This window comes from Loktanella sp. SALINAS62, from assembly GCF_018263905.1.
Taxonomy (GTDB): Bacteria; Pseudomonadota; Alphaproteobacteria; order Rhodobacterales; family Rhodobacteraceae; genus Loktanella.
Genome location: NZ_JAAFZU010000030.1, coordinates 13,282 through 37,397 on the forward strand (window position 1 = coordinate 13,282; position 24,116 = coordinate 37,397).

A 24,116-nucleotide genomic window follows, 5' to 3' on the forward strand; every position below is an offset into this window, starting at 1 on the left:
TTTCGCACGAAGTTTGTCGCAAGATGTGTCAGCGTCCGATGTTGTGACAATTGGCGACAAAGACACCGGCGCGCTGACACACATCAATGGTCATGGGTCGGTAAATCAGGGTCAGCGCGGGACAGATCGTCCCGGCGGACATCGATCTTGAAAGGATCACGCGATGACACACACAAAACTTTTGCCGATGACATTTCTTGCCGTGGCCCTGGCGGCGAGTGGCGCGATGGTCGCCACCGCACAGGAAACCACACCCGATAGCCAGAGTGTGCAGACCGCCCCCGCCGCTGATGGCGTTCGTCACGCACGCCATGGCGGCGGTGGCAAAGCGGGCCACCGTGGGCGCATGGGTGGCGGTCGCGGCATGATGGGCGAAATCCTGATGCAGGCCGACGCCAACAGCGACGGCACGCTGACCGTGGACGAATTGCAGGCGTTCCGGGCGGCGCGTGTCGATGCCGCCGACACATCGGGCGACGGTAACCTGAACCTTGAAGAATTTCAGTCGCTTTACGCAGAAATGATGCGCAGCCGGATGGTTGACATGTTTCAGGAACTGGACGCCGACGGCGACGGGTCCGTCACTGCAGAGGAAATGGACACGCGCATGAACCTGATGACACGCCGGATGGATCGTGACGGTGACGGCACCATCGACATGGGGCGCCACAACGGCGGTTAAGTCTGTGCCGGGGCGGTGCCACGTGGCCCGCCCCAAACCGCGCTACAGACGGCGCAGCACCTCTTGCAGCAGGCGCTGTGCGATTGGTGTCAACGGACGGTCCGCAGTCTGCAAGACAAGGAACGGTGATACGGTGATCTCCTCTGCCACCTCTATGATGCCCAGACCGGAATTGCCCTGTGATAGCATCTGCGCCACTTCTTCGGTTTGCGGTGCAATCGCGTGAGAACTGGTAATCAGACTGAGCGCGACCAGCAGGGACGAGCTGTTGGTCACCCGGTCGGGCGTCGGCAGACCGCTTTCCAGAAAGCTGCGTTCCAATGCTGTACGGATCGGTGATCCCGGCTCTTGGATCACGAAATCATAAGCCAGTGTGTCGGCCAGACCGACCTTGCGCCCGGCCAGCGGGTGATCGCGCCCGGCCAACAGCAAAATACGTTCCGTGCGGCCGGAATGGGCGTGCAGATTACGCGGGTCGCGGTCGGCCCCGATCCGGGCAAGGACAAAATCAAAACGGCCTTCTTCCAATCCGCGCAACAGCACGACGGACGGCGCGACCTCGACCGTGGGCTGGATGTCGGGGGCGATATCACGCACCGCCAGCAATGCCGGCACCAACGCGCTGACCGCAGGCCCCGTGACAGAGCCCACCCGCACAGTCCCGGCCTGCCCGCCTTGCAGCTTTGCGATGTTGTCCGACAACGCATCGAATTCGGACAGGATCACGCGGGCATGGCGTAAAAACGCATCGCCCAAAGGCGTCGCCGACATGCCGCGCGGCAACCGTTCGAACAGCGCGCCACCAATTTCCGACTCGATATCGGCCAGCAGTCGGGACGCGGCTGGCTGGGACATGGCGACGGTTTCTGCCGCCAGTTGCAGTTTGCCGGTATCCTGAATCGCGCGGATCAGACGCAAATGGGCGGGCTTCAAACGACTGGCGAATTGGAATGACATACCGGACCCATATCATAATCTATATGCTTGTCGCACAAAAACGAATTGGAATGGTATCACAATTGTGCTTATCCCATCGGCAGTAATCTGCGGCGGGGAACGCCCAGATCCCGGGAGGAGAAAACGATGACCCTGAAATCTATCCTTGTCAGCACGGCACTGGTATCGACCTTGGCCACCGGCGCGATTGCCGAAGGTCTGGTTGGCATCGCAATGCCCACCAAATCATCCGCGCGTTGGATTTCCGACGGCGAGTCGATGGTGCAGCAGTTCGAAGAAGCAGGCTACGACACCATTTTGCAGTATGCCGAAGACGACATTCCAAACCAGTTGGCCCAGATCGAAAACATGATCACCAACGGCGTTGACGTGCTGGTGGTTGCGGCCATCGATGGCACGACCCTGTCGAATGCGCTGGAAAACGCCAGCTTTGCCGGGATCGAAGTCATTGCCTATGACCGCCTGATCCGTGACAGCGAGCATGTCAGCTATTACGCGACGTTCGACAACTTCCAGGTTGGTGTGCAGCAGGCCGAAACGCTGGTGTCGGGTCTGGAAGAACGCTTTGCCGATGCCGAAACGTGGAACGTTGAATTGTTCGGCGGTTCGCCCGACGACAACAACGCCTATTTCTTCTACGATGGTGCGATGTCGGTGCTGCAACCACTGATCGACGATGGCCGCGTCAACATCGTGTCGGGTCAGACCGGCATGGATACGGTTGGCACGCTGCGTTGGGACGGTGCTGTTGCCCAGTCCCGCATGGATAACCTGCTGTCCGCCCATTACACCGATGCACAGGTGCACGGTGTGCTGTCGCCCTACGATGGTCTGTCCATCGGTATCCTGTCTTCGCTCAAGGGTGTGGGTTACGGTTCCGGTGATACACCGATGCCGATCGTGACCGGCCAGGACGCAGAAGTCCCGTCGGTCAAATCGATCCTTGCTGATGAACAGTATTCGACGATCTTTAAGGACACCCGCGAACTGGCCCGCGTCACCGTAGGCATGGTAAATGCCGTGCTGGAAGGTAGCGAGCCAGAGATCAACGACACCGAAACCTATGACAACGGCGTCAAGGTCGTCCCGGCCTATCTGCTGGAACCGCTGAAGGTCACGAAGGACAACTGGGAAGAGCGTCTGATCGACACCGGTTACTACACGATGGACCAGATCCAGTAAAACATTGGCGCGGCGTCGTCTGACGCCGCCCACCGGCGGGCCGGTCCAACGTTTGGACAACGGCCCGCCGCCTCGGCATTCGCCGTCAATCCATTCAAGTATCAAGGATGTTGCCGTGCAGGACATGCTGCTGGAAATGCGATCTATCACCAAGACCTTTCCGGGTGTTAAGGCGCTGGACGAGGTATCGCTCAAGGTGCGCGCTGGCGAAATCCACGCGATCTGTGGCGAAAACGGTGCGGGCAAATCCACCTTGATGAAGGTGCTGTCCGGTGTTTATCCGGCGGGATCATACGAAGGCGAAATCCACTATGACGGCAGCGTCGCCGCGTTCCGCAACATTTCAGACAGTGAAAAACGCGGAATCATCATCATTCATCAGGAACTGGCGCTGGTCCCGTTGCTGTCGATTGCCGAAAACCTGTTTTTGGGCAACGAAAACGCCAACAAGGGCGTGATCGACTGGCGCGAAACCAACCACCGCACTGAATCATTGCTGCGCAAGGTCGGGTTGAGCGATGCGCCGACCACGCTGGTCGACAAGCTGGGCGTGGGCAAACAGCAACTGGTGGAAATCGCCAAGGCCCTTGCCAAGGACGTGCGCCTGCTGATCCTGGACGAACCGACGTCTGCCCTGTCGGAAAGCGACAGCCAGACCCTGCTGGATCTGATGCTGGAGCTGAAAGCCCAAGGCATCACCCAGATCATCATCAGCCATAAACTGAACGAAATCAGAAAGATCGCGGACACAGTTACCGTCATCCGCGACGGACAGTCGGTGTCCAGCTTCGATACGACCGACGGCATCACCGAAGATCGCATCGTGCGCGACATGGTCGGCCGGTCGATGGAAAACCGCTATCCCGTCCGCACGCCAAAGATCGGCGAGCGTATCATGCGCGTGACGAACTGGTCGGTGCATCACCCCGAACATGCCAACCGCCGCGTGATCCACGATATCGACTTTGACGTGCGCGCGGGTGAGGTCGTGGGAATCGCGGGCCTGATGGGGGCCGGGCGCACAGAACTTGCGATGTCGATCTTTGGTAAATCCTGGGGTCAGGGTATCAGCGGCCAGATCGAAATGAACGGCAAACCTGTGGATGTATCCACCGTCAGCCGCGCCATTGCCAACGGGCTGGCCTATGTGACCGAAGATCGCAAAAGCCTTGGCCTGATTCTGGATGACACCATCCAGCGCAACATCACATTGGCCAACCTGCGGGAAGTGTCGAACGGTGTCGTGCTGAACGAACATGCCGAAACGCGCGTGGCGGAAAAATACCGCACCGATCTGGCGATCCGCACGCCCGGCGTGTTCCAAAAGGTCGGCAACCTGTCGGGCGGCAACCAGCAAAAGGTCGTGCTGTCGAAATGGCTGTTCACCGCGCCAGAGGTGCTGATCCTGGATGAACCCACGCGCGGCATCGACGTCGGCGCGAAATACGAAATTTACGGCCTGATCAACGACCTTGCCGCAGCCGGTAAGGGCGTCGTGATGATCTCGTCCGAAATGCCTGAACTGCTGGGCATGTGCGACCGGATCTATGTCATGAATGAAGGCGCCTTTGTCGGCGAAATGCCGGCGAAAGAGGCCAGTCAAGAGCGAATTATGTCGCTTATCGTCAATCACTAGGGGGAGGCCCGCGGCATGACCATCGCCGAAGACAAATTGGAAAGCCCGCAAGGCCGGGGCGGCATCGGTGCCTATCTGGCAGCCAACTTGCGCGAATACGGGCTGCTATTCGCCCTGATTGCCATCATGGCGTTCTTTCAGGTGGTCACGGGCGGCACGTTGCTGCGTCCGATCAACCTGACCAACCTGTTGTTGCAGAACAGCTATATCATCATCATGGCGCTGGGGATGCTGATTGTCATCGTCGCGGGCCATATCGACCTGTCTGTCGGGTCGGTGATGGGGTTTGTGGGTGCCCTGGCGGCCGTGATGATCGTCAATTTGGAATTTTCCATCGGGGTCACGATGGTCGCCTGCATCATCGTCGGGGCCATTATCGGTGGCGCGCAGGGCTATTGGATCGCCTATTGGAAAATTCCGTCCTTCATCGTGACGCTGGCAGGGATGCTGGTATTTCGTGGTCTGTCATTGTGGCTGCTCGAAGGCCAATCCGTCGGCCCCTTTCCGCGCGAATTTCAGCTGATCGCAACCGGCTTCGTGCCCGATCTGCTGCCCGGTGGTGAAGCCTTGGCCGCCGTGCTGGATGTGCGCAACCTGAACATGCTGGCGCTGGCGACCGGGATCGTTGCCGCCGCATGGGTCATCTGGTCTGGGATGCGCCAACGCGCGCGCAACCAGTCCTACGGGATCGAAGACGAGCCGCGCGCCTTTTTCATCGCCCGGATCGCCATCATCTCGCTGACGCTGGTTTTCATTCTGTACAAACTGTCCACCTTCAGGGGACTGCCGAACGTGATGATCACGATGGGCGTGCTGACCGTGATCTATGCGTTTCTGACGGAACGCACCGTTGTCGGGCGCCGCATCTATGCGCTGGGTGGCAACGAAAAGGCCGCCAAGCTGTCGGGGATCAAAACCGAACGGTTGACGTTTCTGGCCTTTGTGAACATGGGCATCCTTGCAGCGATTGCCGGTCTGGTCTTTGCGGCTCGCCTGAACACGGCCACGCCAAAGGCCGGTTTCGCACTGGAACTTGACGTCATCGCTGCCGTGTTCATTGGCGGCGCATCCATGTCCGGTGGCGTCGGCAAGATCGTCGGCGCGGTCGTAGGTGCCTTTCTGATGGGGGTGCTGAACAACGGCATGTCGATCATGGGTATCGGCATTGATTACCAACAGATGATCAAGGGTCTGGTGCTTTTGGCTGCCGTGATCTTCGACGTCTACAATAAACAAAAGGGCTAACCGCATGACATTCGAACCCGCCCAATGGCCCCGCCGCCTGCGGTCGCAAGACTGGTACGAAGGTTCCAGCCGCGACGTGATCTATCACCGGGGCTGGATGAAAAATCAGGGCTATCCGCATGACAGCTTTGACGGGCGTCCGATCATCGGCATCCTGAACACGTGGTCGGACCTGACGCCCTGCAACGGGCACCTGCGTGAACTGGCCGAAAAGGTGCGCGCAGGTATTCTGGAAGCAGGTGGTTTCCCGGTCGAAGTGCCCGTGTTTTCGGCGTCCGAAAACACGTTCCGCCCAACCGCGATGATGTACCGCAATCTGGCTGCCATGGCGACGGAAGAGGCCATTCGCGGCCAGCCGATGGACGGCTGTGTTCTGTTGGTGGGCTGCGACAAGACCACGCCCAGCCTGATGATGGCCGCCGCATCCTGCGATCTGCCATCCATCGTGGTGACCGGCGGTCCGATGCTGAACGGCTATTTCCGTGGCGAACGCGTCGGGTCCGGCACGCACCTGTGGAAATTTTCCGAAGCCGTCAAAGCCGGAGAAATGAGCCCGGAGGATTTCCTTGAAGCAGAGGCGTCGATGTCGCGGTCCACGGGCACCTGCAACACGATGGGCACCGCCAGCACGATGGCCAGCATGGCCGAAGCACTGGGCATGTCCCTGTCGGGCAATGCGGCAATCCCTGCTGTCGACAGTCGCCGCCGCGTGATGGCGCAGATGTCGGGCCGCCGCATCGTGCAGATGGTCAAGGACGATCTGAAACCGTCCGACGTGATGACGAAACCCGCGTTTGAAAACGCGATCCGCACCAATGCCGCCATCGGCGGGTCGACCAATGCGGTTGTGCATCTGCTGGCGATGGCCGGACGTGTTGGGCTGGATCTGACGCTGGACGACTGGGACCGCTGCGGACGCGACGTGCCGACGATCGTCAACCTGATGCCGTCTGGCAAGTATCTGATGGAAGAATTCTATTACGCCGGTGGTCTGCCCGTCGTGCTGAAACGTCTGGGCGATGCGGATCTGCTGCACAAGGACGCGCTGACGGTGTCGGGTGGGCCGATCTGGGACGAGGTAAAGAACGTCCAGAACCACAACGAAGACGTGATCCTGCCCGCCGCAAAGGCACTGACCCAATCGGGTGGTATCGTGGTGCTGCGTGGCAACCTTGCCCCCAGCGGTGCGGTGCTGAAACCGTCCGCCGCGACGCCCGCGCTGATGCAGCACAAGGGCCGCGCCGTGGTGTTCGAAGATATCGACGACTACAAGGCGCGGATCAACGACGATGCGCTGGATATCGACGAAACCTGCGTCATGGTCCTGAAAAACTGCGGGCCAAAAGGCTATCCCGGCATGGCAGAGGTCGGCAACATGGGCCTGCCGCCCAAGATCCTGAAAAAAGGGATCACCGACATGGTCCGCATTTCCGATGCGCGCATGTCCGGCACCGCCTATGGCACTGTCGTCCTGCACACCTCGCCAGAGGCGGCGGCAGGTGGGCCGTTGGCTGTCGTGCAATCGGGCGACATGATCGAATTGGACGTGGCGAACCGCCGTCTGCATCTGGATATCTCTGATGCGGAACTGGCCGAACGGCTGGCGGCATGGGCCCCATCGCACGAAGTGGCGACATCCGGTTACCTGATGTTGCACCAGACCCATGTCGAAGGCGCCGACACGGGCGCCGATCTTGATTTCCTCAAAGGATGCCGCGGCGCACCCGTCGGAAAGGACAGCCATTGATGAAGATCGCACTCGTCGGGATCGGCAAGATCGCGTTGGATCAGCACGTGCCCGCCATTGCAGCCAGCCCCGATTGGGAACTGGCCGCCACGGTCAGTCGCCACGGGTCCGTCGACGGTGTCGACGCCTATACCGATCTGGGCGACATGCTGACGGCGCGTCCCGATATCCGGGTCGTGTCGCTGTGCCTGCCACCCGTCCCCCGCTATGCCTATGCGATGCAGGCGCTGGCGGCAGGCCGTCACGTGATGCTGGAAAAACCGCCCGGCGCCACGCTGGCCGAATGCCACGCCCTGACCGCCAAGGCGCGTGCCGACGGTCTGTCACTGTATGCGACATGGCATTCGCGGCAGGCCGATATGGTTGGCGCGGCCAAAAACTGGCTAGCGGACAAGACCCTGAAAAGCCTTCAGGTCACGTGGAAAGAAGACGTGCGCCGCTGGCACCCCGGTCAGGACTGGATCTGGGAACCGGGCGGGCTGGGCGTGTTCGATCCGGGCATCAATGCGCTGTCCATTGTGACCGAAATCCTGCCGCACGACATCCACGTCACCGGCGCCACACTGAAGGTGCCGGAAAATCGCCAGACCCCCATCGCCGTCGACATGACGTTCCACCATCCGCAGGGCGCGCAGGTCGGTGCTGTCTTTGACTGGCGGCAAGAGGGCGACCAGATCTGGACGATCGAGGCAGAGACCGATGCAGGAACCCTGTCGCTGACCGATGGCGGTGCCCGCATGCAGATCAACGGCGAAACCACGGGTACCGCAGCCCCGCTGGGCGGTGAATATCCACGTCTATATGCGCAGATGGCGCAGCTGGTCCATGCAGGCGGCGTTGATATGGACCTGCGGCCGATGACGTTGGTGGCCGATGCCTATACCTTGGGCCGCCGCACGACCGTCGCCGCTTTTGAATCCTGAAATAATGACGCGGTCCCACCGCAAGGAGACACGATGAAAACCCCATTGACCGGAATACTGCCCGTCGCCCCCACCCCGTTCCATGACAATGGCGCGGTGGACGAAGACGGGATGCGTCGCGTGCTGGACTGCATGATCGATCAAGGCGTCGATGCGATCTGCATTCTGGCCAATTATTCCGAACAATTCGTCCTGTCGGACGCCGAACGCGACGCGCTGACCCGCGTGTCGCTGGAACATGTTGCAGGCCGGGTGCCTGTCATTGTCACCGTCAGCCATTTCAGCACACAGATCGTCGTGGACCGCGCCCGTGCTGCCCGCGACATGGGTGCTGCGATGCTGATGATGATGCCGCCCTATCACGGTGTCGGCCTTGCCCCGGCAGAAGCGGGCGTTTTTGAACATTTTGCCGCTGTGTCTGACGCCATTGATATTCCGATCATGGTACAGGATGCACCGCTGTCTGGCGTCACGCTGCCTGTGCCGCTGCTGGTGCGCATGGCCCGCGAAATCGAGAACGTCAGTTATTTCAAGATGGAGATGCCATTTGCAGCCGATAAGCTGGCGGCCCTGATCGACGCGGGCGGCAGCGATATCGTCGGCCCCTTCGATGGCGAAGAAGCGGCGACGCTGCTGGCGGATCTGGATGCCGGCTGCACCGGCACCATGACGTCGGCGCTGCAACCCGAATTGATCCGGCCCATCGTGATGAACTATTTGGCAGGCGACATCGACGCGGCCCTGTCGGGCTGGCGCGATGCGCTGCCGCTGATCAACCACGAAAACCGCCAGTGTGGCCTGCGCGCCGCCAAGGTGGTGATGAAGGAAGGCGGCGTGATCGGGTCCGATCACGTGCGTCATCCGCTGAAACCCATGACACAACGCACCCGCGACCGCCTGCTGCAACTTGCGGCGGAACGTGACGTGATCGCGCTGCGTTGGGGCAAATAAGGAGAATTACAATGACTTACACACCACACGGCAAGCACCTGATCGCAGGTGAATGGGTCGGCAGCGATGATACGTTTACGTCCCAGCCTGTCACGGGTGACGCTGTCACCTATGCCTCTGGCGGCGCGGCAGAGGTCGACCGCGCGGTCACAGCCGCAGAGAATGCATTCACGACATATGGCTGGACCACGCGCGAGGATCGCGCGGCGTTTCTGAACACCATCGCTGACGAAATCGACGCCCGCGGCGATGATATTACGCGTCTGGGCTGCGCCGAAACCGGCCTGCCAGAAGCCCGCCTGCAAGGCGAGCGGGGCCGTACCACCGGCCAGTTGCGTATGTTCGCGGATCACATCCGCAAGGGCGATTACCTTGACCGCCGCCATGATGCGGCCCTGCCCGACCGCGCGCCACTGCCCCGCCCCGATCTGAAGATGGTGCAACGTCCCATCGGTCCGGTCGCGGTCTTTGGTGCGTCGAACTTTCCGTTGGCGTTTTCGACCGCAGGCGGCGACACCGCAGCGGCCCTGGCGGCAGGCTGTCCCGTCGTGGTCAAGGGCCACCCGGCCCACCCCGCGACAGGCGAAATCGTGGCCGATGCGATTCATGCCGCAATCCAGAAATGCGGGATGCCAGCCGGGACGTTTTCCCTGATCCAGGGCACGAGTCACAATCTGGGCGGTGCGCTGGTGAAACATCCGCTGATGCAGGCCGTCGGCTTTACCGGATCGCTGGGGGCCGGTCGTGCGCTATACGATCTGTGCGCCGCGCGCCCGACACCGATCCCGTTCTATGGCGAACTGGGATCGATCAACCCGGTGTTCGTCATGCCTGCCGCGCTGTCCGCACGCGGCGCCGATCTGGGCACCGCTTGGGCCGGGTCGCTGACCATGGGCGTCGGTCAGTTCTGCACCAATCCCGGCGTTGTCGTAGCGCAGGCCGGGGATGATCTGGAAAGCTTTGCACAGGCCGCGACCGATGCGCTGTCTGGCGCGGGTGAGGCGGTGATGCTGAGCGAAGGCATCGCCGACGCCTACCGCAAGGGGGTCGCACAGGTCGCAGCGGCGAATGGTGTGCAGGAACTTGTCGCCGCCACCTGCGACCGCCGGAACGCGTCGCCCGCGGTCTACCGCGTCAGTGCAGAAGACTGGCTGGCCAACGACAATCTGGCGGAAGAGGTCTTTGGTCCGTTGGGGATCATCGTGTCCGCCTCTGGTCCTGATCAGATGCTGGACATCGCGCGCCATCTGCACGGGCAATTGACCGCGACCTTGCAGATGGACGACGCCGATACCGAAGCGGCAAAGCCATTCGTGCCGGTGCTGGAACGCAAGGCGGGTCGTTTGCTGGTCAACGGGTTCCCCACCGGGGTCGAAGTTGCGGACGCAATGGTCCACAGCGGCCCCTACCCTGCGTCCACGAATTTTGGTGCGACATCAGTCGGCACGCTGGCGATCCGTCGCTTTACCCGGCCTGTCTGCTATCAGAACATGCCCGACGCGCTGTTGCCCGTCGATCTGTAAGCGCGTCAACACTGCAGGTACGAAAAACGCCGCCCTTCGGGGCGGCGTTTGGCGTTTTACGACCTTGCGTGGCTATTTGGCGTGGTGCGCGATGCCATCCGCATCGAACAGGTGCAACTGGGTGGTGTCGAAATCCAGATGCACCGTGTCGCCCGACCGGATCTGTGACCGCCCGCTGTCCAGCGCGACCAGCGCGCTGCCGTCATCCAGATGCAAATGCACCAATGTGCGATCGCCCAGCCGTTCCACGACCGCCGCCTTGCCCGTCGTCGCGGCAGGTGTCTGGCTGACCTGTACCGCCTCTGGCCGGATGCCCAGTTCATAGGTGCCGGGCGGCAGGTCGATCTGCAACGCGACTTTGGACCCGTTGCCCAACGTGGCCACCTGCTGCTCCCCCTCGCCCGATAGTTCGGCCTTGATGAAATTCATGCCCGGACTGCCGACAAACCCCGCCACGAACCGCGACGCGGGTTTCAGGTAGACGTCCATCGGCGAACCGATTTGTTCGATACGGCAGTTGTTCAGGATCACGATACGGTCAGCCAGCGTCATCGCTTCCGTCTGGTCGTGGGTGACGTAGATCATCGTGGATTGCATACGCTGGTGCAGTTCGGCCAGTTCGACCCGCGTGCGGACCCGCAGGGCTGCATCAAGGTTCGACAGCGGTTCGTCGAACAGGAACGCCGCGGGTTCCTTGACGATGGCGCGCCCGATGGCGACCCGCTGGCGCTGACCGCCCGAAAGCTGCGCCGGGCGCCGGTCCAGCAGCGCATCCATTTCCAGGATACGCGCCGCATCCTGCACCCGGCGCGCGATCTGCGCCTTGTCCATGCGGATGTTTTTCAGGCCGAACGCCATGTTGTCGCGCACGGTCATATGCGGGTAAAGCGCATAGTTCTGGAACACCATCGCCACGTCGCGCTGACCGGGGGCCAGATGTTCGGACCGTTTGCCGCCGATGGTCAGGCTGCCTTCGTCGATGGTTTCCAGCCCTGCAATCATGCGCAGCAACGTCGATTTTCCGGACCCCGATGGCCCAAGGAACACGACAAATTCACCCGATGGCACATCAAGCGATATGCCGTCGATGACCCTGACGCCGCCAAAGGACTTTGACACGGAATTGAGCACAATATCAGACATCGTCTGCCCCTTTGGTCGTTGGCTGGGCGGTCATCCCTTGATTCCCGCGCTCAGCGTGATGGCCTGCGTGACGCGACGCTGGAACAGCAGATAGGCCAGTGCCACGGGCACGCCCGCCAAGACCGCTGCCGACAGCTGCCGCGCATAATAGACACCGAAAGCATCGAACACCTGCGTGATGCCCACGGTGATCGTCATCATTTCCGTCCGTGTGACGGCCAGAAACGGCCACAGGAACGCGTTCCAGGCCCAGATAAAGGTCACGATGGACAGGGCCGTGGTCACGCCCCAGTTCATCGGGATGTAGATCTTGAACAGCACGTTCCATTCGCTGGCGTTGTCCATTGCCGCAGCTTCACGGTAATCCTTTGGCACCTGATCGAAGAACTGTTTGTAGACGATGATGATGACCGGGTGGATCAACTGCGGCAGGATGATCCCGGCCCAGCTGTTCAGCAGGCTCATGTTCGCCATCAGCACGAAATGGTTGATGATCAGCACCTGCGTCGGGACCATGAAACTGGCCAGGATCAGCCACCACAGGACCGTGCGGCCCGGAAATCGTAGTTGCGACAGGGCATATCCCGCGAACATGGACGTCGAAACCGTCAGGACCGTCACACCCAGCGATGTCACGATGGAATTGATATACCATGTGCCGATCTGCGTCTCGGTCAGCGCGAACCAGTAATGTTCAAAGGTCAGGGTGTCGGGCCACAGTTCGATGTAGGGGCGCACGACCTCGTTCTCGGGCTTCAGCGAACTGATGATCCCCCAATACAGCGGGAACGCCCAGATCACTGCGATCACAACGGTCAGGACAGTCACGATACCGCCCGCCCAGTTGATGCGTTTGATGGTGTTCGGTGTCATTTGCGTCGCTCCGACATGCGCATCAGTTGAAAGTTCAGCGCCGCGATGATGATGACCATGATGAACAGCACCACGGCGATGGCCGCCGCCCGGCCACCCTGATTGTTCACAAAAGCGCGCTGAAAGATGTAGTAAACCATGACAAGGTTATCGTTCGGGCGTCCGCCCTGACTGAACAGATAGACCTGATCGAAAATCTTGAGCTGCAGGATCAACTGGATCGTCAGCACCAGCGCCGTGATCGGCCACAGCAGCGGCCATGTGATATGCCGAAAGGTCCGCCAGCCCGACGTGTTGTCCAGCGATGCGGCCTCGTAGATGTCCTGCGGTATGGCACGCAGTCCGGCCAGAAACAGCAGCACGGAAAAACCGCAGGTCCACCAGATCGTGACAAAGGCCACGGCAGGCATGAACCATGTGCTGGTCTGGAACACCGGCACGCGGTCGATCCCCAATGTATCAAGGACGTGCATGGCGATCCCGAACTGGAAATTCATCGTCCAGTCCCAGATGCGGTAAACCACGGACACCGGCAGGATGTAGGGCAGGAAAAACAGCGCAAGCACCAGCGACTGGATGCGCCCCGACAACCGCGTGACACCCATCGCGATGCCAAGTGCGACAAACGTTCCGGGAATGACGGTCAGCACAACAAAATAGACGGTGTTCCAAAAAGCGGTATCAAAACGCCGATCGCTTGGCAGCCGGGTATAGTTATCAACCCCGACATATGTCCCCGCACCGATCAGCGGCGCGTCCTGAAACGACAACAGGAACATGTCGATGGTCGGATAGACAAAGATCAGCCCGTAAATCGCGACAAAGGGCGCGACCAGAATATAGCCGATCAGCCATTCTTTCTTGGTATTCCGCAGCACAACGCAATCCCTTTTTACCCCAAATTGACCGGGGCGCGCGTATCACGCCCGCCCCGGTCGATCCGCCAGCTTACATGTCGTTGAGTTCGAGAACGATTTCCTCGACCGCTTCGGCCGGGTCCATTTCGCCGTTCAACGTCGGGACAAAGTAGGTCGACATCACGTCAAACATCGGACCGGCGACACCTGCCATCGGCGTCTTGGGGTCGTAGATCATGTTTGCGGTCAGCGACGAATAGGTCGCATTGGGTTCCATGGATTGGTATTCGTCCATCGCGGTGATGTTGCTGTTCGCCGGGATGTGGCCTGCGGTCGCCCAGAACAAAGAGTTCTTCGACATCCACGACATCACTTCCAGCACCGCCGCGCGCTTTTCTTCGGTCATGTCGTTGCCTTCGGGAATGGCAAAGACATGGCTGTCCGAATAGGTCGCGGGACGGTCAAAGATCACCGGCAGTTCCACAGCACCCCATTCGAACAGGTTACCGTTTTCCTGAAGGTCGATCATTGTCGGGACTTCCCAGACACCGTTGATCATCATGGCCGCTTCACCGTTGGTGAACAGCGCGACCGTGGCCGGATAATCGGTATAGGTCGATTGCAGGCCTTCGTTCGTCCATTCCTGCAAGACCGACAGTGCGTTTTCCAGCTTGGCGGGATTGTCACCGGCCAGGAATTCGCCGTCGGTCATCAATTCCCCGTCCTGCTGACCCATCAGCGAATAAATGGTGCGGAACATGAAATTGCCGTCCGCCGTCACCGATGCCAGCGGGAAGTTCACGGCATCGCTTTCTTTGAGCGTTTGAAGCGTTTCGGTAAAGCCTTCACGCGAATCAAGACCCATCGGCACGCCGTCTTCGGTCAGCAGGCCAGCTTCGGCCAGGATGTCTTTGTTGTAGTACAGGACGATGGGGTGCGTATCCAACGGCACGCCATACTGTGCGCCGTCCGCCGTGACAGAATCCCAGATCGACGGGGCAAAGTCATCCTCGCCCAGACCCATCGCGGCGAAATCGTCTGCCGTCAATTCCTGCAACAGGTTCTGCTGGACCCCCAGCGGGATACGACTGGCGTGATAGGTCATCACGTCGGGCGCTTCTCCTACCGCGACAGAGGTCTGCACTTTGGTATAGAACGGCACGCCCCATTCCAGCGTCGTGCCGTCGATGACGATTTCGCCTTCGTGTTCGGCGTTGAAATCGGAAATCATCTGTTTCATGCGCACGCCGTCACCGCCGGCAAGAAAATCCCACCAAACGACAGTTTCCTGCGCCTGCGCTGTGGACGCCACGATGCTGGCCGCCACGATTGCTACGAACTTATTCATGTTATTTCCTCCCATGTGTTGGCCCTCCCAGACCGTCTTTAAAGCTACACGCTCAGGCGATTCGCACCAAGATAATACTGATACGTACCCGACATATGGATATGAACGTCAAAGCTGAACATTGAACATCGAATAGCTGTAGGGCGGCAAGGTCAGCGTCAGCTTGCCGTCGTCCAGCCGCGCGCCGTCACCGTTTTTCGGCGTCACAGTGTTCGGTGCCGCCTGCGTGTTCACAGCGTTCAGATCGTCGTGTTTGATCAGCGTATGCGTGACCGATTTGACCGTTCCAAACCCATCAATGGCGACGTCGACATCCAGCGCTTCATCGCCATGACGGTTGATCGCAAAGAACGTCAGCGTTCCGGCATCCGCATTGTGCACGCCAGAAATGTCCAGATAGGACACATTACTGGCGACGTCCGACGCATAGCCCGCGCAGTCGACATCCAGCCGCAGCGCCGTGCCACGCCCGTGCGCCGATGCAAACTGGAACGGATAGAAAATCGTCTGCCGCCACGCGTCCCCGTTAGGCGCGGTCATGATAGGGGCGATCACATTGACCAACTGTGCAATGCAGGCCACCCGCACCACATCGGACCGACGGATAAACGTGTTCAGGATGCAACCGACCTGCAGCACGTCTTCAAAGTTGTAGACATCTTCCAACAGGGGCGGCGCAAACGGCCAGTCCCAAGTGGACAGCTTTTCCATGTCGTCCTTGCGGTTGTGATACCAGACGTTCCATTCGTCGAACGAGATTTTGACGTCGTTCTTGGCGCGGTTCTTTGACTTGATGAAATCAATGACGCCCGAAATCGTGCCGATGTAGCTGTCCAGCTTTTCAGGCAGGGCCAGATATTCCGCCGTGTTCTTTTCATAGTTTTCGAAATACATATGCAGCGAAATCAGATCGACGTTTTCATAGGTGTGTTCCAGCACCGTCGATTCCCACTGGGGATAGGTCGACATGCCCGGCCCCGACGATCCGCAAACCACCAGTTCAAGGTCTTTTTGATACCCGCGCATCGCTTTGGCGACTTCGTTCGCAAGATGCCCATATTGATCGGCTGTCTTGTGGCCAACCTGCCAGGGGCCATCCATTTCGTTCCCCAGACACCATGTTTTCACGTTCCACGGCTCCGCGCGGCCATTGTCGCGGCGCAGGTCCGACCAATAGGTGCCGCCCGGATGGTTGACATATTCCAGAAAAGCCCGCGCTTCATCCAGCCCGCGCGAGCCTAGGTTCACGGCCAGCATCATTTCGGTGTTGGCTTTTTCGGCCCAGTCCGCGAATTCGTGAATGCCAACCTGATTGGATTCACTGGTACGCCAGGCCAGATCCAGACGCGTCGGGCGCTGGTCCTTTGGGCCGATCCCGTCTTCCCAGTTGTAGGCGGACACGAAATTGCCGCCAGGATAGCGACAGATCGGTGTATCCAGTTCGCGCACCAGTTCCAGCACGTCCTGACGCATCCCTGTGTCGTCCGCCTGCGGATGGCCCGGTTCGTAAATTCCGGTATAGACCGCCCGCCCCATATGTTCGAGGAACGAACCGTAAAGCCGCTTGTCGATATCCGCGATAATATAGCGCGCGTGCGCTGTGACCTTGGCCTTCATGACCTCTCCCCCCTGTTCATACCCGTATATCAGATTTATACCGGACTTATGGGTATCCTTATCCTTCGGGGGCCACCTGTCAATGACGAAGTTCAGGTGCGCAGACGCATGACGATCTCTTGGTCATAGTTGCCGAAACCACGGCCAAAGATGTTGATGCCGCCGGGATGATCGGCATCAGGGCGCACGCCGATCCGCATCCGGATGGACCGATGATCGTCGATGCCAAGATCATCGAGCGTGACGTCGGACACCCGCACACCATCAACGAAACTGCCTGTTCCGTTGATGCGCCAGTTCTTTAGCTTGCCATATTGCGACCCGCTCAGCTTCCACCAGTCTGGGGTGAATACACCGCGCTTGTCGCCAAAATCACCAGGAGAGGTCCAGGTAGCGACGTCGATCCCGTTGACCGACAGGGAAATATCGGACGGCCAGTCGGCGCTGGTGCCCGGCACCTCTGATGACAGTTCCAGCGAAAATTCCAGCGCGCTGGGTTTCTGGCCCGAAATCTTGAGGTTGTTGGGAAACTGGTATTCGACAAACCCCCGCGTGAACCACAAAAGCCCAGCTTTCATGCGGTCGGGTTCCAGAAATGTATCGGGCACGTCCAGCAGACCGATCACACCGTCGGGGCTGCACAGGCCGCAGGGGGCAGACACCTCGCACCGGGTATATAGCCCGATCGGCATCGACACCTCGACACTGTTGTCTTCGCGTTCGGCTTGTAAGTCATTGAATGCAATCAGGATTTCAGAAAACATCGACCGGCATATCTTTTGGCTGCCCTTGCGAGCCTTTTCTGTATGCGTCTTGACCAGATTGACCTTTTCCAGAATCTGCAGGTTTGCAGAAATCGTCGACTGTGGCAGCGACAACTCCTCTGCGATCCGGTTGACGTTCAGCGGTCCCTTGGTTTCCAAAAGCCGGATGATCCGCACCCGCACCTCACTGGCCAGCCCCTTGATGACGTCGAGTTGGTTCACAGGGTCGAGAACCAAGAATTTATTCGGCATGAACAGTCTAACCCTATTGTGTGGTTAGATGCGTATCAGAATATCGGGTATGGAAAAACGAAAATCTTTCGCCGTGCAGTGACCGCCGCGCAGGATGATTGAATCCGCGCGGATCAGCGCTGCTGCAAATAATCTTCGGCCACATATCCAGTCAGGCTGCGATGATCGCGCAACGCGACGTTGCACCAGCGCTGACCCAGTTCGGTGACGCAGTCGCGCCGCGTCAGCGCGGTCCCGTCGGGAATCCCGACGATCACCGCATAACCCAGACCCGGCCCTGCACGCAGCTTCAGCAGATCATCTGATCCGACGCCGCGGACGACCGTGGATGCGCCGGACATTGCGCAGCCTGCCAATAGCAGGGCCATAAAACCGACGATGGCTGCATTTCTAAACATGGGTGCGCCCTTTGGTTGTTTGTTCTTATGTGTCAGCCGCAACGGGCAAGCGCAACACGCGCGCCCCATGACGTCGGGCGCTGTGGCCGATACGTCGTGGATGTTGCAGCCTGCCGGTCCAGAAACCATTATCGCTGAACAGCACAACGATAGCGTCATCCACACCGGGTTTTTTATAGGAATCGATCACATGGGCAGCATTCTTCTTCGCGATCTGGACACGGACGGCGTCTTGCGCCTGACGCTGAACGACCCCGGCAAACGCAATGCCCTGTCCGAAGCGATGCTGACAGCGCTGGGGGATGCAGTCACGCAGGCCGGAACGGATACGGCCGTGCGGGTTATTGTGCTGGCGGCCAATGGTCCCGCGTTCTGCGCGGGTCACGACCTGAAAGAGATGACCGCCGGACGGCAAGGACCGGACCGGGGGCGCGCCTATTTCACACGGGTCATGACGCAATGTTCCGGGGTGATGCAGGCCATCGTGAATTGCCCGAAACCCGTCATCGCCGAAGTCACCGGCGTTGCCACAGCCGCTGGCTGCCAGTTAGTCGCAAGCTGCGATCTGGCCGTCGCCGCCGACACCGCAAGGTTCAGCACGCCGGGGGTGCATATCGGGCTGTTCTGTTCCACCCCGATGGTGGCCCTGTCGCGGAATGTGGCAGCTAAACACGCGATGGAAATGCTGCTGACAGGCGATATGGTCCCTGCCCCGCGTGCGGCTGAAATGGGCCTGATCAATCAGGCCGTCCCGGTGGATGATCTGCACAAAACGGTGATGGATATGGCACGCAAGATCGCGTCGAAATCCGCCATGACGCTCGCAACCGGTAAGCGCGCTTTTTATGCCCAGCGCGACATGGATCTCGCGGATGCCTATGCCTATGCAAGTCAGGTGATGGTGGACAATATGCTGGCCCACGACGCCGAAGAGGGAATCGGTGCCTTTATCGAAAAACGCGCGCCGCGCTGGCAGGATTCCTGAACGATGACAAACCCTTATAACATCGACCTTGACCGCAATCCGGCCAATCACCAGCCGCTGACCCCGCTTGGGTTTCTGGAACGTGCCGCCAGCGTGTTTCCGGATCATGTGGCCATCGTGCACGGCCCGCTACGGCATGATTATGCCAAGTTCTATCGGCGGTCGCGGCAGTTGGCGTCCGCGTTGACCCAGTCAGGCATTGCGCGTGGCGATACCGTATCCGCGTTGCTGGCGAATACGCCCGCGATGCTGGAATGCCATTACGGCGTGCCGATGTGCGGTGCGGTGCTGCATTCGATCAACACACGGCTGGATGCGGCCATCATCGCGTTCCAGCTGGATCACGCCCGATCGCGGCTGGTCATCGTGGACCGCGAATTTCTGCCGCTGTTGCAGGATGCGTTGCAGATCGCGACCTGCACCCCCACCGTGATCCAGTATGACGATCCGATGTTTACCGATGCCCCTGCCCCCACTGATGCGGGTTTCACGGACTATGACGCTTTTGTCGCGTCGGGTGATCCCGATTTTGCATGGCTGATGCCGCAGGACGAATGGGACGCCATTTCGATCAACTACACCTCTGGCACAACAGGCGACCCCAAAGGCGTCGTATCGCACCACCGTGGCGCCTATCTGCTGGCGCAGGGCAATGCGCTGACCATGTCGATGCGCAAACATGCGGTGTATCTTTGGACCTTGCCAATGTTCCATTGCAACGGCTGGTGCTTTCCGTGGACGTTGTCCGCGATCATCGGCACGCATGTCTGTCTGCGACAGGTCCGCGCCGAACCGATTTGGGCGGCATTGGCCGACGAAGGTGTCACCCACCTGTGCGGTGCACCCATCGTGATGTCGCTGATGATTTCCGCCCCCGCGGCGGTAAAGCGCGATCTGGATCATGCGGTGCAGTTTCTGACCGCTGCCGCTCCGCCCCCCGAAAAACTGCTGGCCGACATGAAAACCGCAGGCTTTGACGTCACGCACCTGTACGGGCTGACCGAAACCTATGGGCCTGCCGTGGTCAACGACTGGCATGACGATTGGTCCAGTCTGGATTCGGCCGCACAGGCCCGGCTGAAGGCACGACAAGGCGTGCGTTATCTGCCGCTGGAAGGTCTGGACGTGCTGGACCCCGACACCATGATCCCCGTGCCCCGCGATGGCACCACAATGGGAGAGGTCATGTTTCGCGGCAACGTCGTGATGAAAGGCTATTTTCGTAACCCGACGGCCACGCAAACAGCTTTTGCGGGTGGCTGGTTTCATTCCGGCGATCTGGGGGTCATCCATCCCGACGGCTACATCCAGCTCAAAGACCGGTCCAAGGACGTGATCATTTCGGGCGGCGAAAACATCTCCTCTATCGAGGTCGAGGAGGTGCTTTATGCCCATCCCGCCGTGGCTGTGGTGGCCGTTGTCGCAATGCCGCATGACCGCTGGGGCGAAACGCCCTGCGCCTTTGTCGAATGTGCCGATGGGGTGCAGGTGGATGCCGATGACTTGCGGGACTGGTGCCGGGACCGGCTGGCGCGGTACAAGGTGCCAGCGACCTTTGTGTTTGCGCCGATCCCGCGCACATCGACGGGCAAAATCCAGAAATTCGTTCTACGCGAACAGGCACGCGTCATGGCGGGCGAATGATATGCCGCACTGACGCGCCGCGCGGTTCACCAGCGCAACAGGATGCTGCCAGCGACAGCCCCGACAACGGCGACCCCGATGATCGCAAGGCTATACCAAATGCCGTAAAATAAGGCAGAGTTTTCAACGCAGTAAAGCGAATAGATCGTGGTCGCAAAGCCTGCCGCAGCCAGTCCCCCCACCGCGCCGCATGTTGCGGGGTGTTCCGGCGCACCGCGTCGCAGGGCCAGCAGGATCAGGGCAAGGATCGGGGCCGACAACAGCGGGATCGACAGCAGGCAGGTCGTGATGGATTTCCCCATGATCGCCATCTGCCATCCCGCGCTGGGTGTGACGATCAGGGTCGCCAGCATATAAATTGCCAGCACGGCGGGCACCAGCCAGATCGCGCGGCCTGCCCGACTGCGCCCCGCCGGACGCGCCTTGGCCAAGGTCAAAGCCAAGGCCGCCAGCCCCAACGCCAGTGGCAGCACCGATTTGGCAAACAAGGATACGTCCTGAAGGATCACACCGGGGTCGGACCGGATACCCCAGAACAGCCCGAACGATGCAAGCGCCGCGACACAGCCGCCGCCCAGTGCCAACAGAACACCGTTGGTCAGTTGACCCTGTCGCACAGGCGTCAGTTCAGACCCCAAGCCGGTAATCAGATCATCCGTATTCATTTTCTGGCCTTCTTCTTGTTCTGGGTCTTGTTTTGGGTCGATTGTTGCCTGTCATGCGTCACCAGTGCGGTCAGCCGTCCCAGCGCACGATGCAACGCCACGCGGATGGCACCGGGGGTCATCCCCACTTGATCGCCAACCTCTTCGGCGGTTGACCCATGCAGCTTGATCTGGCGGACGATCGTGGCCGATGTGGTGTCCAGTTGATCCAGCAGGCGTTCCAGATCGCCCACGACGGTTGGATCATGCACTGTGTCGTCCGGGTATTCAGTTTCCGCACCATCAAAAGCCACCAGACGGCTGCGCCCGGTCTTGCGCAGCGCATCGACGGTTTTGTACCGCGCAATCGCATAAACCCACGCCGTTGCCGGTTCCGTGTCGCGCCACGTGTGCCGTTTTTCATGGATGGCAATCAGGACGTTTTGCAAGATGTCTTCGCATTCGCTGTTCTGGCCGCCACTGCGCGCGACAATGACGCCACGCAGGACAGGCGCGATTTCTTTCAAAAAGACGACATAGGCTTTGCGGTCGCCACCATTGGCTTTGCGCAGCAGCTCCGACCACCGGATGTCTTTTGTCGATCTCATGTTGTCCAATTCGCCACGCCCACCGCTTTCGTTACACCGCCCCCGAAAGAAAAATCATGCAAAGCGGACAGGGACGAAAACAAAATCAGTTTTATGTCAGGACTTCACGAAAACGCGAGCCTTGTAACGGAACCGCAGGCCACGGCGAATTGCCTAGCATCGGACGCCAACACGGTGCCGACTGCCAACAGGAGAATTTGAAATGACAAGCAAGACAACCACCCTCGCCCTTGCCATCTTTGGCGCATGTGCCGCCGTGACCAGCGCCAGCGCGCAGGACATGGAAAAATGTTTCGGCGTGGCACTTGCAGGCGAAAACGGGTGTGCCGCTGGCCCCGGCACGACCTGCGCCGGCACGTCGACCATCGATTATCAGGGCAACGCATGGTCGCTGGTCCCCGCAGGCACCTGTGAAGATATGGCTGTTCCCGCCGCTGCTGACGGCACCGAGCGTATGGGTTCGCTGGAAGAGCTGGACCGCGACATCCCGGCCTGATCCACGTCCGCACCGCGTGGCCCTGTCCGCGCGGTGCATCCCATACCGCAAAAAGGAGCCATCCCATGACACAGCTTCCGGATACTGTCGGAATCGGTTTCAAGCGCAGTCATTACGATGCGTTGCGGACGACCCCGAACAGGTTGGGTTTTATCGAAGTTCATGCCGAAAATTACATGGGCGACGGCGGCCCGCCGCATGCCCAATTGGACGCATTGCGCCGTGACTATGCGCTATCGGTCCACGGTGTCGGCCTGTCCATTGGTGGCGCAGGCCCGCTTGATACCGACCATCTGGCCCGCCTGAAGCGTGTGTGTGACCGCTATGACCCCGAAAGCTTTTCCGAGCATCTGGCATGGTCCAGCCATAACGATGCGTTCCTGAACGATCTGTTGCCGTTACCCTATGACGATCAGACACTTGCGACGGTCTGCGACCATATCGACAGGTTACAGGACGTCATCGGTCGCCGGATGCTGCTGGAAAACCCGTCGACCTATGTGACATTCGAAAGCTCGACCCTTGCGGAAACCGATTTCCTGCACGCCATCGTGGGCCGGACCGGCTGCGGTCTGCTGCTGGACGTGAACAATGTCTTTGTCAGTTGCACCAATCACCGGGCCGATCCACGCGCCTATCTGGCAGACTTCCCACTCGCGGCGGTCGGTGAAATCCATCTGGGCGGTCACGATGCCGAAGATTTGCCATCCGGCCCGCTGCTGATCGATTCCCATGGCGCTGCGGTGGCAGATCCTGTCTGGACGCTTTACGCCGAAACGGTCGCCATGACAGGCCCGCGCCCGACGTTGATCGAATGGGACAATGATGTGCCGGACCTGCCCGTTCTGCTGGCAGAGGCTGACCGCGCCGCGACCATTCTGGACGGGGTGCGCCATGCCCGGGCATCTTGAAACACAGACCGCTTTCCGTGCGGCACTCAATAGCCGGGATTTGCCACCCGGCATCACCGCAGTCGGTGATCTGGACCGCCGGTTTTCCGTTTATCGCAACACGGTTGCGCATACTTTGTCAGACGCATTGGCCCAGCGGTTTCCGGCCGTTCAGCGCATCGTGGGCAAGGCATTTTTTCGCCAGACCGCGCGGATCTTCGTGGCGGACAACCCACCGCGTTCGCCGGTTTTGCAAGATTACGGCACAGAATTTCCGGCGTTTCTGGCAGATTTCCCGCCTGCCGCATCGCTGCCCTATCTGGCGGATGTCGCCTTGATCGAAATGGCTCGCGGTCAGGCATATCACGCCGCCGATGCCGAGCCGCTTTCCCCGGCCGCGGTCATGTCCCGCATCGGTGCCGCGCCCGACACGGCGCAAGTGACGCTCCATCCGTCGGTGCGGATGGTCAGTTCACCACATGCGGCTGTGTCGATCTGGCGGATGAACCAACCGGGTGCCGCGGCGACACCGCCACCACCGGGTCCGGAAACCGCACTGATCTTTCGGCGAGACGATGCATCCGTCGTCCTGCCCATCCCGCCGGATATCGCGCGCACCGTCACGCAGATGCAATCCGGCACGCCGCTGGGTGCCCTTGGTCATGTTGCTGATGCCGACACTGTCGGAACCGCGTTTTCAACGCTTTTGCAAAACCGGCTGATCGTCGGCCTTTGCCACATCTAGGAAAGA

General features: G+C 60.0%; 23 protein-coding genes. 13 read left to right on the forward strand and 10 right to left on the reverse strand.

Annotation, left to right across the window (positions count from 1 at the left end):
• Positions 1 to 163: 163 nt before the first annotated feature.
• Positions 164 to 682 (forward strand): hypothetical protein, encoded by a 519-nt coding sequence (locus GZH79_RS11310; protein ID WP_211643897.1) that lies wholly within the window; start codon positions 164 to 166, stop codon positions 680 to 682.
• Positions 683 to 724: 42 nt separating this feature from the next.
• Here GZH79_RS11310 and GZH79_RS11315 read toward each other — a convergent pair whose 3' ends face one another.
• The gene (locus tag GZH79_RS11315) at positions 725 to 1,639 is read right to left on the reverse strand and encodes a LysR family transcriptional regulator (protein ID WP_211643898.1); all 915 of its coding nucleotides are present in this window, start codon (positions 1,637 to 1,639) and stop codon (positions 725 to 727) included.
• 126 nt (positions 1,640 to 1,765) lie between these two features.
• Between GZH79_RS11315 and chvE the strand changes: the two genes are divergently transcribed.
• The 7 genes from chvE (at position 1,766) to GZH79_RS11350 (ending at position 10,846) form a co-directional block, all read left to right on the forward strand.
• Complete coding sequence (gene chvE, locus GZH79_RS11320) at positions 1,766 to 2,821, forward strand: multiple monosaccharide ABC transporter substrate-binding protein (RefSeq protein ID WP_283094804.1); 1,056 nt, start codon at positions 1,766 to 1,768, stop codon at positions 2,819 to 2,821.
• Positions 2,822 to 2,945: 124 nt separating this feature from the next.
• Positions 2,946 to 4,457 carry a multiple monosaccharide ABC transporter ATP-binding protein gene (gene mmsA / locus GZH79_RS11325; RefSeq protein ID WP_249219141.1) on the forward strand — a complete coding sequence of 504 codons (1,512 nt, stop codon included), beginning with the start codon at positions 2,946 to 2,948 and terminating at the stop codon, positions 4,455 to 4,457.
• 15 nt (positions 4,458 to 4,472) lie between these two features.
• The gene (mmsB, locus tag GZH79_RS11330; RefSeq protein ID WP_211643900.1) at positions 4,473 to 5,702 is read left to right on the forward strand and encodes a multiple monosaccharide ABC transporter permease; all 1,230 of its coding nucleotides are present in this window, start codon (positions 4,473 to 4,475) and stop codon (positions 5,700 to 5,702) included.
• Between the two features lie 4 nt (positions 5,703 to 5,706).
• Complete coding sequence (gene araD / locus GZH79_RS11335; protein WP_211643901.1) at positions 5,707 to 7,449, forward strand: L-arabinonate dehydratase; 1,743 nt, start codon at positions 5,707 to 5,709, stop codon at positions 7,447 to 7,449.
• Positions 7,449 to 8,372 (forward strand): Gfo/Idh/MocA family oxidoreductase, encoded by a 924-nt coding sequence (locus GZH79_RS11340; RefSeq protein WP_211643902.1) that lies wholly within the window; start codon positions 7,449 to 7,451, stop codon positions 8,370 to 8,372. The genes araD and GZH79_RS11340 overlap by 1 nt, the downstream gene beginning before the upstream one ends.
• Before the next feature lie 33 nt (positions 8,373 to 8,405).
• Entirely contained in the window at positions 8,406 to 9,323 is a 918-nt protein-coding gene (locus tag GZH79_RS11345) for a dihydrodipicolinate synthase family protein (RefSeq protein WP_211643903.1), read from the forward strand.
• An 11-nt stretch (positions 9,324 to 9,334) separates the two neighbouring features.
• A complete protein-coding gene (locus GZH79_RS11350) occupies positions 9,335 to 10,846 on the forward strand; it encodes an aldehyde dehydrogenase (NADP(+)) (protein ID WP_211643904.1) in 1,512 nt (503 codons plus the stop codon).
• A gap of 72 nt (positions 10,847 to 10,918) precedes the next feature.
• On the opposite strand, the gene ugpC is transcribed toward GZH79_RS11350, so the two are convergent.
• The 7 genes from ugpC to GZH79_RS11385 all read right to left on the reverse strand — a co-directional run bounded on the left by ugpC (position 10,919) and on the right by GZH79_RS11385 (position 18,041).
• A complete protein-coding gene (gene ugpC / locus GZH79_RS11355; protein ID WP_211643905.1) occupies positions 10,919 to 11,989 on the reverse strand; it encodes a sn-glycerol-3-phosphate ABC transporter ATP-binding protein UgpC in 1,071 nt (356 codons plus the stop codon).
• Between the two features lie 30 nt (positions 11,990 to 12,019).
• Positions 12,020 to 12,862: a carbohydrate ABC transporter permease gene (locus GZH79_RS11360; protein ID WP_211643906.1), complete on the reverse strand. Its 843-nt coding sequence runs from the start codon at positions 12,860 to 12,862 to the stop codon at positions 12,020 to 12,022.
• Positions 12,859 to 13,740, reverse strand: coding sequence for a sugar ABC transporter permease (locus tag GZH79_RS11365; RefSeq protein ID WP_349291190.1), 882 nt, complete (start codon positions 13,738 to 13,740; stop codon positions 12,859 to 12,861). Before GZH79_RS11365 ends, GZH79_RS11360 begins: the two co-directional genes overlap by 4 nt.
• A gap of 70 nt (positions 13,741 to 13,810) precedes the next feature.
• Positions 13,811 to 15,067: an extracellular solute-binding protein gene (locus GZH79_RS11370; RefSeq protein WP_249219133.1), complete on the reverse strand. Its 1,257-nt coding sequence runs from the start codon at positions 15,065 to 15,067 to the stop codon at positions 13,811 to 13,813.
• A gap of 108 nt (positions 15,068 to 15,175) precedes the next feature.
• Positions 15,176 to 16,684, reverse strand: a complete 1,509-nt coding sequence (locus GZH79_RS11375; RefSeq protein ID WP_211643908.1) for an alpha-N-arabinofuranosidase — start codon at positions 16,682 to 16,684, stop codon at positions 15,176 to 15,178.
• 92 nt (positions 16,685 to 16,776) lie between these two features.
• On the reverse strand, positions 16,777 to 17,700 hold the full coding sequence (locus tag GZH79_RS11380; protein WP_211643909.1) for a helix-turn-helix domain-containing protein: 924 nt from the start codon (positions 17,698 to 17,700) through the stop codon (positions 16,777 to 16,779).
• A gap of 113 nt (positions 17,701 to 17,813) precedes the next feature.
• A complete protein-coding gene (locus tag GZH79_RS11385; protein ID WP_249219142.1) occupies positions 17,814 to 18,041 on the reverse strand; it encodes an SH3 domain-containing protein in 228 nt (75 codons plus the stop codon).
• A 247-nt stretch (positions 18,042 to 18,288) separates the two neighbouring features.
• Here GZH79_RS11385 and GZH79_RS11390 point away from each other — a divergent pair, with 247 nt between their 5' ends.
• Both GZH79_RS11390 and GZH79_RS11395 read left to right on the forward strand, forming a co-directional pair.
• On the forward strand, positions 18,289 to 19,083 hold the full coding sequence (locus tag GZH79_RS11390; protein ID WP_211643911.1) for an enoyl-CoA hydratase: 795 nt from the start codon (positions 18,289 to 18,291) through the stop codon (positions 19,081 to 19,083).
• 3 nt (positions 19,084 to 19,086) lie between these two features.
• On the forward strand, positions 19,087 to 20,727 hold the full coding sequence (locus GZH79_RS11395; RefSeq protein ID WP_211643912.1) for an acyl-CoA synthetase: 1,641 nt from the start codon (positions 19,087 to 19,089) through the stop codon (positions 20,725 to 20,727).
• Between the two features lie 26 nt (positions 20,728 to 20,753).
• Here GZH79_RS11395 and GZH79_RS11400 read toward each other — a convergent pair whose 3' ends face one another.
• Positions 20,754 to 21,392, reverse strand: a complete 639-nt coding sequence (locus tag GZH79_RS11400; RefSeq protein ID WP_211643913.1) for a DUF1109 domain-containing protein — start codon at positions 21,390 to 21,392, stop codon at positions 20,754 to 20,756.
• The gene (locus tag GZH79_RS11405; RefSeq protein WP_211643914.1) at positions 21,389 to 21,979 is read right to left on the reverse strand and encodes a sigma factor; all 591 of its coding nucleotides are present in this window, start codon (positions 21,977 to 21,979) and stop codon (positions 21,389 to 21,391) included. Before GZH79_RS11405 ends, GZH79_RS11400 begins: the two co-directional genes overlap by 4 nt.
• 202 nt (positions 21,980 to 22,181) lie before the next feature.
• Between GZH79_RS11405 and GZH79_RS11410 the strand changes: the two genes are divergently transcribed.
• The 3 genes from GZH79_RS11410 (at position 22,182) to GZH79_RS11420 (ending at position 24,110) form a co-directional block, all read left to right on the forward strand.
• Complete coding sequence (locus tag GZH79_RS11410) at positions 22,182 to 22,475, forward strand: DUF2282 domain-containing protein (RefSeq protein ID WP_211643915.1); 294 nt, start codon at positions 22,182 to 22,184, stop codon at positions 22,473 to 22,475.
• Between the two features lie 65 nt (positions 22,476 to 22,540).
• Positions 22,541 to 23,386 carry a DUF692 domain-containing protein gene (locus GZH79_RS11415; RefSeq protein WP_211643916.1) on the forward strand — a complete coding sequence of 282 codons (846 nt, stop codon included), beginning with the start codon at positions 22,541 to 22,543 and terminating at the stop codon, positions 23,384 to 23,386.
• Entirely contained in the window at positions 23,370 to 24,110 is a 741-nt protein-coding gene (locus tag GZH79_RS11420; RefSeq protein ID WP_211643917.1) for a DNA-binding domain-containing protein, read from the forward strand. Before GZH79_RS11415 ends, GZH79_RS11420 begins: the two co-directional genes overlap by 17 nt.
• Positions 24,111 to 24,116: the final 6 nt, after the last annotated feature.

Excerpts from the sequence above, each read along its gene's own strand:
- GZH79_RS11380 (WP_211643909.1), bottom strand. The coding sequence starts at position 17,700 with ATGCCGAATAAATTCTTGGTTCTCGACCCTGTGAACCAACTCGACGTC.
- chvE (WP_283094804.1), top strand. The coding sequence starts at position 1,766 with ATGACCCTGAAATCTATCCTTGTCAGCACGGCACTGGTATCGACCTTG.
- GZH79_RS11375 (WP_211643908.1), bottom strand. The coding sequence starts at position 16,684 with ATGAAGGCCAAGGTCACAGCGCACGCGCGCTATATTATCGCGGATATC.
- mmsB (WP_211643900.1), top strand. The coding sequence starts at position 4,473 with ATGACCATCGCCGAAGACAAATTGGAAAGCCCGCAAGGCCGGGGCGGC.
- GZH79_RS11345 (WP_211643903.1), top strand. The coding sequence starts at position 8,406 with ATGAAAACCCCATTGACCGGAATACTGCCCGTCGCCCCCACCCCGTTC.
- GZH79_RS11400 (WP_211643913.1), bottom strand. The coding sequence starts at position 21,392 with ATGAATACGGATGATCTGATTACCGGCTTGGGGTCTGAACTGACGCCT.
- GZH79_RS11310 (WP_211643897.1), top strand. The coding sequence starts at position 164 with ATGACACACACAAAACTTTTGCCGATGACATTTCTTGCCGTGGCCCTG.
- GZH79_RS11340 (WP_211643902.1), top strand. The coding sequence starts at position 7,449 with ATGAAGATCGCACTCGTCGGGATCGGCAAGATCGCGTTGGATCAGCAC.
- araD (WP_211643901.1), top strand. The coding sequence starts at position 5,707 with ATGACATTCGAACCCGCCCAATGGCCCCGCCGCCTGCGGTCGCAAGAC.
- GZH79_RS11395 (WP_211643912.1), top strand. The coding sequence starts at position 19,087 with ATGACAAACCCTTATAACATCGACCTTGACCGCAATCCGGCCAATCAC.
- GZH79_RS11360 (WP_211643906.1), bottom strand. The coding sequence starts at position 12,862 with ATGACACCGAACACCATCAAACGCATCAACTGGGCGGGCGGTATCGTG.
- GZH79_RS11410 (WP_211643915.1), top strand. The coding sequence starts at position 22,182 with ATGACAAGCAAGACAACCACCCTCGCCCTTGCCATCTTTGGCGCATGT.
- GZH79_RS11370 (WP_249219133.1), bottom strand. The coding sequence starts at position 15,067 with ATGAATAAGTTCGTAGCAATCGTGGCGGCCAGCATCGTGGCGTCCACA.
- mmsA (WP_249219141.1), top strand. The coding sequence starts at position 2,946 with ATGCTGCTGGAAATGCGATCTATCACCAAGACCTTTCCGGGTGTTAAG.
- GZH79_RS11405 (WP_211643914.1), bottom strand. The coding sequence starts at position 21,979 with ATGAGATCGACAAAAGACATCCGGTGGTCGGAGCTGCTGCGCAAAGCC.
- GZH79_RS11385 (WP_249219142.1), bottom strand. The coding sequence starts at position 18,041 with ATGTCCGGCGCATCCACGGTCGTCCGCGGCGTCGGATCAGATGATCTG.
- GZH79_RS11315 (WP_211643898.1), bottom strand. The coding sequence starts at position 1,639 with ATGTCATTCCAATTCGCCAGTCGTTTGAAGCCCGCCCATTTGCGTCTG.
- GZH79_RS11350 (WP_211643904.1), top strand. The coding sequence starts at position 9,335 with ATGACTTACACACCACACGGCAAGCACCTGATCGCAGGTGAATGGGTC.
- ugpC (WP_211643905.1), bottom strand. The coding sequence starts at position 11,989 with ATGTCTGATATTGTGCTCAATTCCGTGTCAAAGTCCTTTGGCGGCGTC.
- GZH79_RS11420 (WP_211643917.1), top strand. The coding sequence starts at position 23,370 with ATGCCCGGGCATCTTGAAACACAGACCGCTTTCCGTGCGGCACTCAAT.
- GZH79_RS11390 (WP_211643911.1), top strand. The coding sequence starts at position 18,289 with ATGGGCAGCATTCTTCTTCGCGATCTGGACACGGACGGCGTCTTGCGC.
- GZH79_RS11415 (WP_211643916.1), top strand. The coding sequence starts at position 22,541 with ATGACACAGCTTCCGGATACTGTCGGAATCGGTTTCAAGCGCAGTCAT.